The sequence below is a fragment of the Spiribacter sp. SSL99 genome (assembly GCF_009805925.1).
Lineage (GTDB): Bacteria > Pseudomonadota > Gammaproteobacteria > Nitrococcales > Nitrococcaceae > Spiribacter > Spiribacter roseus.
The window spans coordinates 18,359-32,586 of sequence record NZ_MAOM01000003.1 but is presented as its reverse complement, the minus strand read 5'-3'; the positions used below and the strand labels follow the sequence as shown (position 1 = coordinate 32,586).

Genomic DNA, 14,228 nt, shown 5'->3' with positions numbered 1-14,228 from the left:
ATGGCGAGGCCGTCCCCCATTCGGCAAACTGGGCGGATGATGGCATTCCTTCAGCGCCAGTGGCGTCAACCCGCACATATCAACGGCCTGCTGGCGCTGATCTGCTTCGCGCTGGTGGCGATTGCCCTGGTGCTTGAGTGGGTGGGTGGCATGGAACCCTGTCCGCTGTGCGTATTCCAGCGCATCGCCTTTATTGCCATGGGTGTCGTGCTGCTCGCGGGAATCGTGGTGCCGGGTCGCAGCGTCGCGGTGCTGACCGTGCTCGCCTGCCTCGGTGGCATCGGTCTCGCCGGGCGGCACCTCTGGCTGCAGTCGCTGCCGGCGGATCAGGTGCCGGCCTGCGGCCCGGGTCTGGACTATCTTCTGGGCGTGTTTCCAGTCACTGAGGTGATCACGCTGGTGCTGTCGGGATCCGGTGAGTGCGCGGCCGTGGATCGGGTGCTGGGTGTGAGTATTCCAGCCTGGACGCTGCTGACCTATGGGGTCATCGGGGTGCTGGCCGTTGCCGCCAACCTTCGTGGCCGCCGCGCGGCGGGTGGCCAATGACCGACGATGCCGCGCTGGATCGCGCGCTCGCCGCCGATGGACCGCTGGCCGACCTGCTCGATGACTACTCGCCCCGTGAAGAGCAGCAGCGCATGGCGCAGGCCGTGGCGGCGGCCATTGAGGCCGAGGACTCGCTGGTGGTCGAGGCCGGCACGGGCACCGGCAAGACGCTCGCCTATCTGATCCCCGCGCTGCACTCGGGCAAGCGTGTGGTGATCTCCACCGGCACGCGCACGCTCCAGGATCAGCTCTATCATCGCGATCTGCCGATTGCCCGGGCGGCACTCGAGCGGCCTGTCCGCATGGCACTGCTCAAGGGGCGCGGCAACTATCTGTGTCTCTATCGCATGGAGCGCACCGCCGAGGAGGGCCGTCTCGAGACCGCGGCGATGGCCGATGGGCTGCAAAAGCTGCGGGCCTGGGCGGGGCGTACCCGAAGTGGTGATCTGGCCGAAGCGCCGGCCGGCAGCGTGGACGGGCGTCTGCAGCCGCGGGTCACGTCCACCGCCGACAACTGTCTGGGGCAGAACTGTCCGCTCTACAGTGAATGCTTTTTGATGGAGGCCCGCCGTGAGGCGCAGGAGGCGGATGTGGTCGTCGTCAACCACCATCTGCTGATGGCGGACTGGGCGCTGCGTGAGGGTGGCTACGGCGAGGTGCTGCCCAGTGCCGATGTGTATATCCTCGATGAAGCCCACCAGCTGCCCGAGACGGCGGCCCGGTTCTTCGGGGTGACGGTTTCAAGCCGCCAGCTACAGGATCTGGTGCGGGATACGCGTCTCGAGCAGCAGCGCGAGGCCGGTGACTCCCCGGATCTGGCGGAGCACGCCGCGCGGGTCGAGCGTGCCGCGGCCGAGCTGCGCCGGGCGCTGGGGGAGAGCTCGCGCATGGCATGGGCGGATGCCGGCGAGGCACCCCACGAGGCGGCGGCCGAGCTGGCGGCGGCCCTTGAATCGCTGACCGGGGCCCTCGCCCCCCAGGCGCCCCGGGGGCGCGGGCTCGAGAACTGTCACAAACGCAGCGATGAGCTGCAGTCGTCGCTACGCGGGTTTCTGGCCAATGATGCCGAGTCCCGTGAAGTGGCCTGGGTCGAGACCCGCGGCCAGGGGTTTGCGCTGCGGCTGACGCCACTGGATGTCGCCGAGCATTTCCGTCGCAGCCGCGCCCGGCACGGCCAGTCCTGGGTGCTCACTTCGGCGACGCTGGGCGTGAACGGCTCATTCGAGCATTTCCAGCGTCGCCTGGGGATCGACTCGGCGCAGACCCTGCAGCTCGACAGCCCCTTTGATTATGCCCGCAATACCCGGCTCTATCTCCCGGCGTCACTGCCAGAGCCGCGCGACCCGCGCTTTGACGAGGCCTACCTGCAGGCCGTCGAGCCCGTGCTCGAGGCCAGCGAGGGGCGGGCTTTCATGCTGTTCACCAGTCATCGCGCCCTGCGTCATGCCGCCGACTGGCTGCGGGCGCGGGGCTGGTCGGCATTGATGGTCCAGGGGGATGCCGCACCCAAGCAGCTGCTGGAGCGGTTCCGGGCCACGCCGGGAGCGATCCTGCTGGGCACACAGTCGTTCTGGGAGGGAGTGGATGTCCGCGGCCCGGCCCTGTCCTGTGTGATGATCGACCGCCTGCCGTTTGCCTCACCCGGTGATCCGGTCCTGCAGGCGAGGGCCGCCTGGCTGAAGGATCAGGGGCGGAGCTCCTTCGCCGACCATCAACTGCCGGAGGCCATTATCGGCCTCCGGCAGGGGGTGGGGCGGCTGATCCGCGACACCGCCGATCGCGGCGTCCTGGTGCTCGGCGATACGCGCCTCATCAGCAAGCCCTATGGCCGGCTGTTCCGCGCCAGTCTGCCGCCGATGCCACTGGTCCGCGACATCGAGGCGGTCAACGACTTTTTCGCCGATCAGTCCTCGACGAGCTCGTAGGAGCCATCGGCATCATGGGTCTCGCGACCCGTGACCGGCGGGTTGAACGCGCAGATCAGGCGCATGTCCTCGGTGCCGCCGCGCAGGACATGGCGGTCATTCTGATCCAGCGCATAGAGCACGCCGTCGCGCAGCTCATGGCGCTCGCCGGTGGCCAGGTCCTCGACGCTGCCATTACCTTCAACGCAGTAGACCGCCTCGAGATGGTTCTTGTACCACAGCGTCATTTCGGCACCGGCGGGAATGATGGTCTCGTGAAACGAGAACCCCATCCCGTCCTTTCTCAGCAATAGCCGCCGGCTGGTCCAGCCCGGGCCGTGGACTTCGCGCTCGGAACCCTTGATGACCTCAAGATCGACGATTTTCATTCTTTCTCCCCCTGTTCGGAGTGACTGCGGTGTGTGGGTGACTGGGTGCTCACGGCGCCAGCTGGTTGAGGGCCGAGGGCCGGTAGGGGCCGATGGTGAACAGCTCCTCCGCCGAGTGGCCGTTGTCCGGGAAATCCTCCGCCCGAAAGCAGGGGCTGATCTGGCAGTCGGTGTCGAGCTCGCGCGCCATCGACTGGAAAAGGGCCCGTGAGGCCTCGTTATCCGGCGCAATGGTCGTCTCGAGCATGCTCGCCCGATCGGCCCCGGGCTGACGCAGGAAGGCCGCAATCAGCCGCTTGCCCAGTCCCTGTCCCTGCAGTCCGGGCCGGATCCCCACCTGCCAGAGAAATACCACCTCGGGATGCCGCGGGCGGCGATAGCCGCTGGCGAAGCCGACGATCCGGCCTTCGTGTTCTGCAATGACGCAGGTGTCCGCGAAGTCGCGGGCCAGCAGCATGTAGAGATAGCTCGAGTTCAGGTCGAGCGTCTGCGTGTCTCTCGCCACCGACCACATGGCGCCCCCCTCATCGGCATTGGGCGAGCGCAGCCGGATGCCCTGGTCGGGGATTTCCTCGTCGATCAATGCTGTCTCCCTCGTGCATTGGCGGGTGTCGCCTGTGATAGTAGCAATGCCGGGGCAGGTCGACTATCCTCGGCGCACCCCCGTAGACGCACTCCCGACGCCACCACCGGTACCCGCATGCAGCGCACGATCTCACCGTTTATCGCACTGTTCGTTTCATTCGGACTGCTGCTGAGCGGCGGGGGGCTGCTGACCACCCTGGTGGGTGTGCGCATGTCCGAGGAGGCCTTTGACACCCGCGTCATCGGCCTCGTCACCGCCTGCTATTCGGTGGGTTTCGTCATGGCGACCTGGGTGTGCGCCGGGCTCATTGCCCGGGTGGGGCACATCCGCAGCTTTGCGGCCTTCGCGGCCATGGCGGCAATCAGCACATTGGCCTATCCGCTGTTGCTCGAACCCTGGCTGTGGGGGCTGATGCGCCTCGCCTTCGGGTTCAGCCTGGCGGGCCTGTATATGGTGACCGAGAGTTGGCTCAACGATCGCACGCCCAGTGAGCGACGCGGCCAGGTGCTGGGCGTTTACAGCATCGTCAGCTATGTCGGCCTTGGCGGCGGGCAGTTCCTGCTGATGGTGGGCGCGCCCGGCGGTTTTGAACTCTTCAGTCTGGCCGCCATGCTGATTGCCGCTGCGGTGGTGCCGGTGACGATCACCCGAATCGCTTCACCGGCGCTGCCGGTGGTGGAGCGGGTCGGCCTGCGGGACCTGTTCGATGCCTCGCCACTGGGTGTGGTGGGCTCGGCGCTGGCCGGGACGGTGGGTGGGGCGTTTCTGGGCCTGGCACCGGTGTATGCCCGCGGCGTCGGGTTCAGCGACGGCCATATCGCCTGGCTCATGGGTCTGAGCATCCTCGGCGGCTTTATCCTGCAGTGGCCGATCGGCCACCTGTCGGATCGTTTCAATCGGCGCGATGTCCTGATGGGAGTCAGTTTTTTGATGACCGCGACGAGCCTCGGCATTGTCTACATGACCGGTGCCCATGAATGGGCCGTGATCGGCATGGCGGTGGTCTGGGGTGGGCTTGCGTTCACCCTCTACCCCATCTCGCTGTCGCTCGCCAACGACTTTCTCGAGCCCCAGCAGATGCTGGGCGCCAGCGCCAGCCTGCTGCTGGTGCATGGGGCGGGGATGATCTTCGGCCCGCTGATCGCCACCCAGCTGATGACCCTGCTCGGCCCGGCCGGGCTGTTCTGGACCCTCGCGGGGGCTGGCCTGCTTCTGGGCGGGTTTGCCTGGCTGCGCCAGCGCATCGGTCCGCCGATCCCCGTGGGCGAGCCGTCCACCTACCGCGTCGTCCCCCAGGAAGCGGTCTATGCCGGTGGGCTCGACCCGCGCTATGAGGCGGTGCAGCTGGAGCTGGATTTTGAGACCGATACAACTGAGGCGCCCGAGCCGGAGGCTGAACCATGACGGCATCCCCCGTTATCCTAGGCATCGACGCCACCACCGGGGTCTGCACCGTGGCGCTGGCGGTGGGTGATACGATTATCACTCGAACCACCCGCCAGCGACAGGGTCAGACCCGGGCGGTACTGGCGGCCGCCGATGCGCTGCTGGCAGAGGCAGGTCTTGGCCGCACCGGCGTCGATGCCGTCGCCTGTACCCGTGGCCCGGGCGGGTTCACCGGTGTGCGGGTGACCACCGGCGTCGGTCAGGGCCTCGCGCTGGGTCTTGATCGGCCGGTGGTGGCACTGTCGACCCTGCAGGTGGTGGCCGAGACGGCCTGGCGGAACGATCCCACACCCACAGGGACGCTGGTGCTGCTGGACGCGCGCATGGGCGAGGTCTATGGCGGGCTTTTCCGGCATCCGCCGACCGCGGAGCTCGGGACGCTGCCGGTGGGTGATGAATGGCTGGGTGCGCCGGTCTGCCCGCCGCTGCCCGCGGGGCAGTGGTCCGGGGCCGGCAGCGGCTTCGCCGCCTGGCCGGCCATCGCCGATGGGGCGGGACTGAGCGCGGTGAATGCCGACTGCGAACCGGATATCGCCGCGGCCATGCCGCTGGCACGGCAGCGTCTGGCTGCCGGTGAGGCGGTCGCGGCGGCGGCGCTTGAACCGGTCTATCTGCGCAACCGCGTGACCCACGCGCAAAAGAGGTGAGGCGGATGAGCGCTTTCCCGGGCGAGGACCATGACCATCAGCGTTGCATTGATGCCGCGCTGGGCGAGGCTGAGAGACTCTGTCTGCAGCGTGGCCGGCGACTCACGCCGCTGCGCCGGCGGGTGCTCGAGCTGATCTGGGAGAGCCACCAGCCGGTCAAGGCGTATGATCTGCTGGCACGACTGCGTCAGGGCTCGGCATCGGCGGCGCCGCCGACGGTGTACCGCACGCTGGATTTTCTGATGGCCGAGCGCTTTGTCCACCGGCTGGCGTCGATCAATGCCTATGTCGGCTGCGGGCATCCCGAACACAGTCATAACGGCCAGTTCCTGATCTGCCGCCACTGCCATCGTGTGGCCGAGCTTGACGATCACGGCATCGAGGCGGCGCTCGCCCAGCGCGCTGGCGATCTGGGCTTTGCCCAACTGGCTCAGACCGTCGAGATCGAGGGCGTCTGCCCGGCCTGTCGCGGGGAATGACATCATGATCCGATTGACACGAACCCTTGGTCTGCTGCTTGGCCTCCTGCCGCTGGTCGCCGGCGCGCTCGACATCGACGGTCCACGGCGGCAGGGCGGGCTGCTGCATGGCGAGGCGCCCCCCGGCGCCGAGGTGCGGGCCCTCGGCCACACGATCCCCGTGGATTCAGCGGGGCGTTTCGTGCTGGGGCTGGGCCGCGATGCGCCGGCCGTGGTGACGGTGACGGCGGTCAGCCCGGATGGCACGCGCCGCCAGCGCACCCTGGAGGTTGCCCAGCGGCGCTATGACATCCAGCGCATTGACGGGCTCGACCGCAATCAGGTCAGTCCCGACGCCGAGACCCTCGAGCGGATCCGGCGCGATGCATCGGCGGTGCGGGCGGCACGCGCCAGGCGCCTGCCGGCGCGGCACTTCGATGCCGGCTGGATCTGGCCGGTGACCGGGCCGATTTCCGGGATCTACGGCAGTCAGCGGATTCTCAATGGCGAACCGCGTCAGCCCCACTACGGCATTGATATCGCCCGGCCCACCGGGACGCCGGTGCGGGCCCCGTCCGATGGCGTGGTCACACTGGCCGCCGAGGATCTGTTCTTCTCGGGTGGCACGCTGATCCTCGATCACGGTCAGGGCCTGTCATCGAGCTTTCTGCACCTGTCGGCGATGCGCGTGGCGGTGGGCGATACGGTCCGCCAGGGCGAGATCATCGCCGAAGTCGGCGCGAGCGGGCGGGTGACCGGTGCCCATCTCGACTGGCGGATGAACTGGTTCGATCAACGCATCGACCCCTCGATGCTGGTTCCACCGATGACGGAGGCCTCCACCCAATGAACACGCTCCGCCGGCTTATCGTGGTGCAGGCCGATCAGCTTGATCGCAATGGCCCGCTCCTCAGTGACATCGACCCCGCCCGAGACGCGGTCTGGATGGCCGAGACCGTCAATCAGCCGGCCGGGGGCGCGCCGCATCAGCAACGCCTGGTGCTGTATTGGTCGGCCATGCGGCACCTGCGCGATGCCCTGCGCCAGCAGGGCGTCGCCGTGCACTACCATGCCGCCGACGCGGGTCCCGGGGCGGCATTGACCGATACCACCCTGCCCGGGCAGCTGGCCGAGGACCTGGCGGCACTCGGACCGGCCAGCGTGGTCATGATGGAGGCCGGCGACTGGTCCCTGGAACAGGCCCTGCTCGAGTGCATTGAGCCACTGGATGTCGCGCTGGAGTGGCACCGCGACCGGCATTTCATGGCAAGCCGTGAGGCGTTCCAGGAGTGGGCGTCCAATCGCAAGAGCCTGACCATGGAATACTTCTATCGCAGCATGCGAAAGCGCCATGACGTGCTGATGGACGGTGGCCAGCCGCGCGGCGGGGCGTGGAATTTCGACAAGGACAACCGCGCGGCCTTTGGCGCCGGCGGGCCGGGTGATCTGCCGGGCCACCCGGTGTTCGAGCCGGATGCCACCACTCAGGCCGTGATCGCGCTGGTGGCCGAGCGTTACGGGCATTTCCCCGGTCGTGCCGCCGACTTTGATCAACCGGTGACGCCGGCGCAGGCGGAGACCGCGCTCGACGATTTCATCCGTCATCGACTGCCGGCCTTCGGCACCTGGCAGGACGCCATCTGGGTGGGTGAGCCGCTGCTCTACCATGCCCGCCTGTCGACTTCGCTCAACCTGCATCTGCTCGATCCGCGGCGTTGTCTGGCCCGCGCCGAGGCGGCGCTGGACGCCGGTGCCGCACCGATCAATGCCGTGGAGGGTTTTGTCCGCCAGATCCTTGGCTGGCGCGAGTTCATACGCGGCGTGTACTGGCTGCGTATGCCCGGGTATGCCGAGCTCAATGCCCTTGATCATCAGGCCGAGCTGCCGACGTTTTTCTGGGACGGACAGACCGATATGGCCTGTGTGGCCGATGCGATGGCGGCGCTGCTGCGCCATGGGTACGCCCATCATATCCAGCGTCTGATGGTGCTGGGCCTGTTCGCCCAGCTCTATGGCGTGCACCCCTACCGATTCCATGAATGGCATGCGGCGCTGTATCTGGACGCCGCAGACTGGGTAAGCCTGCCCAACGCCCTGGGGATGAGCCAGTTCGGCGACGGCGGGGTGGTCGGCACCAAGCCCTACTGCGCCAGCGGTGCCTACATCGACCGAATGAGCAATGCCTGCAGCCAGTGCCGGTTCAATCCGCGGGAGGCCGTCGGCGAGACGGCCTGCCCGTTCACCACGCTGTACTGGGAATTCCTGGACCGTCATGAGGCCCAGCTCGCCGGCAACCGGCGCCTGCAGTTTCAGTTCCGCAATCTGCAGCGCAAAAGCGAGGATCAGCGCGCCGCGATCCGGGCCCAGGCCGAGTCACTCCGCAGCCGGATGGGGGCGGAGCACGACCCTGCCACAAAGGGTTGAGAGGAAAGGCGAGGGGTGCTATATTGCATTGCAACACAGTTAGTTCTCTCTCTCCTCCTCTTGGCCGACGATCCCGTCGGCTTTTTTTTGCGCGGTCCTAGCCCCGATCCACGGCGAACACCCCTTCACCGCTGGTCACATACCGGCGGCGGCCGGCACGCCGGTCGATCAGTGCCCCGCCGGTCAGCCCGCCAAATGCCGGCAGTACCAGCCCGACATCCGGGGCTTCGACAAAAGCGGGCAGACGCAGGCTGTCGCCGGCGGCGCTGAGTCGCACCACCGGGTGCCAGTGGCCGGCAAGCCAGGGCGTATCCACCGGGCCCTCTGGCGGATGATGGCGCAGACTCAGGCCATGATGCAGGAGCCCCTCTGCCGCACAGAGGAGGGCGGGCTCGAGGCCACGGATATCCCGGTCATGGTTGCCGACAATGGCGATCATCTCGACTGTCGGATGGCCGGCGCGCCAGGCGAGCAGTGTGTCGCGCAGCGCCGGATCGGCGGCCAGCGAGGCGTGCAGGATGTCCCCCAGGAGGATGAGCGTGGCGGGCCGCCGGGCTTCGATCAGCGCATCGACGCGCGCCAGTGTCGCCTGATTGTCGCCCTCGGGCACTGCCAGCCCGGCGCGGCGGAAACGCGCGGCCTTGCCCAGGTGCAGATCGGCCAGCAGCAATGTCGCGGTTGCCGGCCAGAACACGGCGCGTTCGGGCAGCAGCTCGAGGCGCTGGCCGTTCAGATCAACGACAGGGCCGGTCATGGCCGATCCGCAGCCTTTTCAAGCTGGGCGACCATGCGGGCCACGCGATCCTGCCAGCTCTGGGTGCTGAGCCGGTTACGCAGCCGCTCCGCCCAGAGGGGGAAAGCCAGTGGCGTGAATCGCGCCGGGTGATGGAGGGCCAGTTCAGCGGCGGCCATCTGCTGCAGCGCCGCACGCAGGCGATCCACCTCGAGGGCGCTGTCAAGGACTTCGCGCCGGGCCTGGTCGAGCAGGCGGTTGTCGGGGTCATAGCGGTCAATGGTGTCGAACATGAGCCCGCTCGAGGCCTGGAGCTGGCGTGCACTCTTGCCCTTGCCCGGATAGCCCTGAAACACCAGTCCCGCCACCCGGGCGATATCACGGAACTGGCGACGCGCGAGCTCGCTGGCATTCATCGCCGCCGCCAGATCCTCGACCAGCCCATCGGCATCAAACAGGGACCGCCAGTCGTCAGTGCTCAGCTCAGGGAGATCGCGGCCCAGCAGTTCAAAGCCATAATCATTCACTGACAGGCTGTAGGTGGCCGGCGTGATCTGCCCGAGCCGCCAGGCGCAGAGGGTGGCCAGACCCTCGTGGGCCAGGCGGCCGGCGAATGGATAGATGAAGACATGCTCGCCCTCGCGGGAGGTCGTGCGCTCGATGATCAGTCGACCCGGGCGGGGTAGCTCGGACCACTGCGACTGGACCGTCAGCAGCGGGCGGATGGCACGCATCTCGGGCTCGTCGAAGTGGCCGCCAGCCGCCTTGGCCAGCAGACTCAGGACGCGGTCGGCGAGGGCGGTGGACAGGGGCAGGCGCCCGCCCTGCCAGCGCGGAACCGCCTGGCGGCGGGCGCTGGCGCGGCGGACGTACGCGGTCAGATCACGCACCCACACCAGGGCCAGGCTTCGGCCGGCGAACAGGAAGACATCGCCGGGACGCAGGCGGGCGATGAAGCTCTCCTCAATGGTGCCGATGTGTCCGCCGCCCTGGTAGCGCACGGCGATGGCGGCGTCGCTGGTGATGGTGCCAATGCTCATGCGGTGCCGGCTGGCATGGCCACGACCGGCGATCCGGTAGCGGCCGTCGATGCCCGCGACCACACGCTGGAAGTCGGGGTAGGCGGCCAGAACCGGTCCGCCGCGGGTCACAAAGTCCAGTGTCCACTGCCAGGCCGCCTCATCCAGGCCAGCGTAGGCGAAGGTGGTCCGCACCTCGGCATAAAGGGCGTCCGGTTCAAAGCCGTCGCCGGCCGCGAGGGTCACCAGGTGCTGTGCGAGCACATCCAGGCTCTCGCGCAGAGGCGGCCGGGATTCCACCTCACCGGCTGCCCACGCCTGCCGCGCGGCGGCGATCTCGATCATCTCGAGGGCGTTGGTGGGCACGCACAGGATCTGGCTGTGCCGCCCGGGCTGATGACCACTGCGCCCGGCACGCTGGGCGAGTCGCGCCACGCCCTTGGGGCTGCCGATCTGGATCACCTGGTCCACCGGGGCAAAGTCGACCCCCAGATCGAGGCTTGAGGTGGCCACCACGCAGCGGAATGCCCCGGCGGCGAGTCCCGCCTCGATGCGATCGCGCAGGGACCGGTCGATGGAGCCGTGATGCAGCCCCAGGCCCTCGATCCAGTCGGGCCGTGCCCGCACCAGCGCTTCGAACCAGCGCTCGGCCTGCGATCGGGTATTGGTGAACAGCAGGCAGGTGCCGTCTCCCTCGAGGGCCTCGATCACCCCGTCAATCAGTTGGGTACCGAGGTGCCCCGCCCACGGAAAGCGCTCCTCCTGGGTCGGTTCCAGGGTGCGGATATGGATGGGCCGGGCCGGCGGGCCCTGGATCAGGCGCCCGTCGCCGGCGCTACCACCCAGCAGGCAGTCCCGGGCCTCGTCGAGGTTGCCAAGGGTGGCGGAGAGTCCCCAGGTCCGCAGGCCCGGCGCCAGCGCCCGCAGTCGCGCCAGTGCCAGTTCAAGCTGCACACCGCGTTTGGTCCCGATGAGCTCGTGCCATTCATCGACGATCACGGCCCGCAGCGGCGCGAACTGGCGCGCCGCATCGCGGTAGGAGAGCAGCAGCGACAGGCTCTCGGGGGTGGTGACCAGCGCCTCCGGCGGACGCCGCCGCTGCCGGGTCCGGGCGCCGCCCGAGGTGTCCCCGGTGCGCTTTTCGATGCGCCAGTCCAGTCCGACGCCGGCGGCGGCGGTGCGCAGGCTGTCGAGCGTATCGCCGGCCAGGGCGCGCAGCGGCGTGATCCATAGCACCCGGAAACCCGCCGCCGTCTGATGCCCGGCGGCGGCCTGTTCAAGCCCCTCAAGCAGCGGTCCACCCCAGGCCGCCAGGGACTTGCCTGACCCCGTAGCCGAGTGGATCAGCCCGCTCTCGCCGGCGGCGTAGGCCGCCCAGGCGGTCTGCTGGAACTCGGCCGGGGTCCAGCCATTGCCGGCGAACCATTCGGTCAACCGGTTCGACGCCGCTACGGTCATGGCAGCAATGCCCGGGCCTGATCGAGGGTATCGGCATCACCGGGGCCCAGATCCTCGCGCCAGCGGCTGATGCGTGGAAAGCGCAGGGCAAGCCCGGATTTGTGGCGTGACGACGGGCTGATGCCCTCGAATGCCAGCTCGAACACCTGGACCGGCTCCACCGAGCGGACCGGACCGAATCGCTCGCGGGTATTGCGCCGGATCCATCGATCCAGCCGGCGGATTTCGGCATCGTCGAGGCCCGAATAGGCCTTGGCGATGGGCACCAGCTGGTCACCGTCGGGCACGGCGAAGCTGTAGTCGGTGTACAGGTTGGCGCGCCGGCCATGACCGGGCTGGGCGTAGAGCAGGATGACGTCGAGCGTCAGCGGGCTGATCTTCCACTTCCACCACGGCCCGCGTGGCCGCCCGGTGGCGTAGGCCGTGTGACGGCCCTTGAGCATGATCCCCTCGACGCCCCGGTCGCGGGATTCGTCGCGACGTGCGGCCAGCGTGGCCCAGTCCGGTGCATCGATCAGTGGCGAGAGCATCAGCGGCGGCTCGGCGTCCTCGAGCAGGGCCTCGAGCCGGGCCCGGCGGGATTGCAGCGGATCGTCCCGCCGATCCCTGCCAGCGGATTCGAGCAGATCGTAGGCCATCAGTCGCACCGGCACCTCGTTCATGAAGCGCCGCGTCACGCGCTTGCGACCCAGTCGTCGCTGCAGCTGTGCGAACGGCAGGACCTGATCGCGCCAGGCAAGGATCTCGCCATCAAGGACGGTATCCGCGGGCAGTGCCCGGGCGGCTTCGATCAGTTCCGGAAAGGTATCGGTGACCAGTGCTTCGCCGCGCGACCACAGGTACACCGCATCGGCGCGGCGCACGAGCTGCGCCCGGATGCCGTCCCACTTCCACTCGAGCTGCCAGGCATCGATCGCTCCCAGGGCGTCCGCGGGGTCGCCCTCCAGCGGATGGGCGAGAAAGAACGGGTAGGGGCGCGAGGCATCTTCCTGACCGGACCGGGCATCGAACAGGCCCTCGAAAAAAGCCGGCTCGGGGCGCCACTGACCCATCATGCGGTGGGCAATCACCGGACGGGGCAGACCGCTCGCCCGGGCCAGTGCCCGCTCGACCAGTGTCTGCGATACGCCAACGCGCAGGGCGCCGGTGAGCAGTTTGGTATGCAGAAAGCGCCCCGCTTCGTCGAGCTCGCGCCAGGCCGCCGTTACCGCCGCGCGACGCTGCCCGTTGTCGCAGTCGCGCAGGGACTGGATGCGTGTTTCGACCCAGTGGGCAAGCCCCGGATCGGGCGCCGCGCCGCCGTCCGCCGGGGTGTCGAGCATGAGTGCGACCGTCTCGGCGAGATCACCGACATGCTGATGGGTCTCGTCGACCAGCCAGGCCGGCAGACCGGTCATCTGCGCCAGCCATTCGCGCAGCTGCACGGGGCCGATGAGGCGTTTCAGGCGTCGCCCGCTGAGAAAGTACACGGCCCAGGCGCCGTCCGCGGCGGATACCCGGCTGAAATAGTCCGCCATGGCCGCGACCTTGGCGTTGGTGCCGCGCTGCTCGTCGAGCGCGCGGAACAGCTCGGCGAACCCCTGCATCAGCCATCCTCTCCGGCGTCGCCATAGAGTGTGGCCAGAGGCCGGGCGTCGAGGCCGCGTTCGCCCAGGTAGCGCACCAGCTCATCCGCGCGGCCGTGGGTGGTCAGGATCTCGCGGGCGCCGGTGTCTTCGATGGTCTGCAAAAGCCCCGGCCAGTCAACGTGATCCGAGATGACGAAGCCGCGGTCATAGCCCCGCCGGCGGCGGTTACCACGAATGCGCATCCAGCCCGAGGCAAACCCCAGAGCGGGCTGACGGAAGCGTCGCATCCAGGTTGAACCCGCCGCGCTCGGCGGTGCGATCACCAGCGCCCGGCCATAGTCCTCGTCACCGGGTGCCTCACTGACGCGATGGGTGGGCGGCAGTTCGATGCCGGCGTCGCGATAGTCCTGGGTGAGCGGGGCGACGGCGCCGTGCAGATAGATGGGACCGGGGTGGGGGGCCGGCAGCGCCGCCATCAGCCGCTGGGCCTTGCCGAGGGCGTACGAGAACAGCACCGTGGTGCGCCCGTTCGCCGCATTGTCGTGCCACCACTGGTGGATGTCCGCGGCGACCGTCTCCACCGCGGGCCAGCGGTAGACGGGCAGTGCGAAGGTCGCCTCGGTGATGAAGGTGTCGCAGGCCACCGGCTCGAAGGGGGCGCAGGTCGGATCCGGATCCCGTTTGTAGTCGCCGGATGCCACCCACACCGCGCCTTCGTGCTCGACGCGGATCTGCGCCGAGCCGAGGACATGACCGGCCGGGTGAAAGCTGACGCTGACCGGGCCGAACTGCAGCCGCTCGCCCTCGTCCACCGTGTTCAGGCAGGCCCTGCCACTGAGCCGCCGGCGCATCAGCCCGAGTCCGTCGCGCAGGCTCCAGTACGCTTCACTGCCAGGGCGTGCGTGATCGGCATGGGCGTGGGTGATCAGCGCCCGGGGCACCGGTCGCCAGGGGTCGATATGAAAATCACCGGCCGCACAGTAGAGACCGTGCCGGGTGGGCTGAATGAGCGGGGCTGCCATAATGGGCATTGTAACGCGGCAGAAGGAA

13 protein-coding genes are annotated in these 14,228 nt (G+C 68.5%); 7 read left to right on the top strand and 6 right to left on the bottom strand.

Going from position 1 to position 14,228, the window contains the following annotated elements; all coding sequences use genetic code 11:
• Window positions 1-39: 39 nt before the first annotated feature.
• Together BA899_RS00940 and BA899_RS00935 are read left to right on the top strand one after the other, a co-directional pair.
• Window positions 40-546, top strand: coding sequence for a disulfide bond formation protein B (locus tag BA899_RS00940; protein ID WP_159299464.1), 507 nt, complete (start codon window positions 40-42; stop codon window positions 544-546).
• Window positions 543-2,471 carry an ATP-dependent DNA helicase gene (locus BA899_RS00935; protein ID WP_159299445.1) on the top strand — a complete coding sequence of 643 codons (1,929 nt, stop codon included), beginning with the start codon at window positions 543-545 and terminating at the stop codon, window positions 2,469-2,471. Before BA899_RS00940 ends, BA899_RS00935 begins: the two co-directional genes overlap by 4 nt.
• Here the strand turns inward: BA899_RS00935 and BA899_RS00930 are convergent.
• Window positions 2,450-2,839, bottom strand: coding sequence for an ectoine synthase (locus BA899_RS00930; RefSeq protein WP_069134212.1), 390 nt, complete (start codon window positions 2,837-2,839; stop codon window positions 2,450-2,452). The two genes, BA899_RS00935 and BA899_RS00930, sit on opposite strands and share 22 nt — an antisense overlap.
• A 49-nt stretch (window positions 2,840-2,888) precedes the next feature.
• Window positions 2,889-3,422: a diaminobutyrate acetyltransferase gene (gene ectA, locus BA899_RS00925; protein WP_069134213.1), complete on the bottom strand. Its 534-nt coding sequence runs from the start codon at window positions 3,420-3,422 to the stop codon at window positions 2,889-2,891.
• 117 nt (window positions 3,423-3,539) lie between these two features.
• Here ectA and BA899_RS00920 point away from each other — a divergent pair, with 117 nt between their 5' ends.
• Genes BA899_RS00920 through BA899_RS00900 form a run of 5 tightly spaced genes read left to right on the top strand, consistent with a single transcriptional unit; the run spans window position 3,540 to window position 8,400 of the window.
• Window positions 3,540-4,829 carry an MFS transporter gene (locus BA899_RS00920; protein ID WP_159299444.1) on the top strand — a complete coding sequence of 430 codons (1,290 nt, stop codon included), beginning with the start codon at window positions 3,540-3,542 and terminating at the stop codon, window positions 4,827-4,829.
• Window positions 4,826-5,518: a tRNA (adenosine(37)-N6)-threonylcarbamoyltransferase complex dimerization subunit type 1 TsaB gene (gene tsaB, locus BA899_RS00915; RefSeq protein WP_069134215.1), complete on the top strand. Its 693-nt coding sequence runs from the start codon at window positions 4,826-4,828 to the stop codon at window positions 5,516-5,518. Before BA899_RS00920 ends, tsaB begins: the two co-directional genes overlap by 4 nt.
• Before the next feature lie 5 nt (window positions 5,519-5,523).
• Entirely contained in the window at window positions 5,524-5,997 is a 474-nt protein-coding gene (locus tag BA899_RS00910; RefSeq protein ID WP_069134216.1) for a Fur family transcriptional regulator, read from the top strand.
• Between the two features lie 13 nt (window positions 5,998-6,010).
• On the top strand, window positions 6,011-6,826 hold the full coding sequence (locus BA899_RS00905) for a M23 family metallopeptidase (protein WP_370456290.1): 816 nt from the start codon (window positions 6,011-6,013) through the stop codon (window positions 6,824-6,826).
• On the top strand, window positions 6,823-8,400 hold the full coding sequence (locus BA899_RS00900; RefSeq protein WP_144348145.1) for a cryptochrome/photolyase family protein: 1,578 nt from the start codon (window positions 6,823-6,825) through the stop codon (window positions 8,398-8,400). Before BA899_RS00905 ends, BA899_RS00900 begins: the two co-directional genes overlap by 4 nt.
• 97 nt (window positions 8,401-8,497) lie before the next feature.
• Here the strand turns inward: BA899_RS00900 and pdeM are convergent, their stop codons facing one another.
• Genes pdeM through BA899_RS00880 form a run of 4 tightly spaced genes read right to left on the bottom strand, consistent with a single transcriptional unit; the run spans window position 8,498 to window position 14,200 of the window.
• The gene (gene pdeM, locus BA899_RS00895; protein WP_159299442.1) at window positions 8,498-9,154 is read right to left on the bottom strand and encodes a ligase-associated DNA damage response endonuclease PdeM; all 657 of its coding nucleotides are present in this window, start codon (window positions 9,152-9,154) and stop codon (window positions 8,498-8,500) included.
• A complete protein-coding gene (locus BA899_RS00890; RefSeq protein ID WP_159299441.1) occupies window positions 9,151-11,610 on the bottom strand; it encodes a ligase-associated DNA damage response DEXH box helicase in 2,460 nt (819 codons plus the stop codon). The genes pdeM and BA899_RS00890 overlap by 4 nt, the downstream gene beginning before the upstream one ends.
• Complete coding sequence (locus BA899_RS00885) at window positions 11,607-13,196, bottom strand: ATP-dependent DNA ligase (protein ID WP_159299440.1); 1,590 nt, start codon at window positions 13,194-13,196, stop codon at window positions 11,607-11,609. Before BA899_RS00885 ends, BA899_RS00890 begins: the two co-directional genes overlap by 4 nt.
• Window positions 13,196-14,200: a ligase-associated DNA damage response exonuclease gene (locus BA899_RS00880; RefSeq protein WP_159299439.1), complete on the bottom strand. Its 1,005-nt coding sequence runs from the start codon at window positions 14,198-14,200 to the stop codon at window positions 13,196-13,198. The genes BA899_RS00885 and BA899_RS00880 overlap by 1 nt, the downstream gene beginning before the upstream one ends.
• Between the last annotated feature and the right edge of the window lie 28 nt (window positions 14,201-14,228).

Coding starts and splice junctions, on each gene's coding strand:
- tsaB (WP_069134215.1), top strand. CDS start 4,826: ATGACGGCATCCCCCGTTATCCTAGGCATCGACGCCACCACCGGGGTC.
- BA899_RS00930 (WP_069134212.1), bottom strand. CDS start 2,839: ATGAAAATCGTCGATCTTGAGGTCATCAAGGGTTCCGAGCGCGAAGTC.
- BA899_RS00910 (WP_069134216.1), top strand. CDS start 5,524: ATGAGCGCTTTCCCGGGCGAGGACCATGACCATCAGCGTTGCATTGAT.
- BA899_RS00890 (WP_159299441.1), bottom strand. CDS start 11,610: ATGACCGTAGCGGCGTCGAACCGGTTGACCGAATGGTTCGCCGGCAAT.
- BA899_RS00935 (WP_159299445.1), top strand. CDS start 543: ATGACCGACGATGCCGCGCTGGATCGCGCGCTCGCCGCCGATGGACCG.
- BA899_RS00920 (WP_159299444.1), top strand. CDS start 3,540: ATGCAGCGCACGATCTCACCGTTTATCGCACTGTTCGTTTCATTCGGA.
- BA899_RS00880 (WP_159299439.1), bottom strand. CDS start 14,200: ATGGCAGCCCCGCTCATTCAGCCCACCCGGCACGGTCTCTACTGTGCG.
- BA899_RS00940 (WP_159299464.1), top strand. CDS start 40: ATGGCATTCCTTCAGCGCCAGTGGCGTCAACCCGCACATATCAACGGC.
- BA899_RS00900 (WP_144348145.1), top strand. CDS start 6,823: ATGAACACGCTCCGCCGGCTTATCGTGGTGCAGGCCGATCAGCTTGAT.
- BA899_RS00885 (WP_159299440.1), bottom strand. CDS start 13,196: ATGCAGGGGTTCGCCGAGCTGTTCCGCGCGCTCGACGAGCAGCGCGGC.
- pdeM (WP_159299442.1), bottom strand. CDS start 9,154: ATGACCGGCCCTGTCGTTGATCTGAACGGCCAGCGCCTCGAGCTGCTG.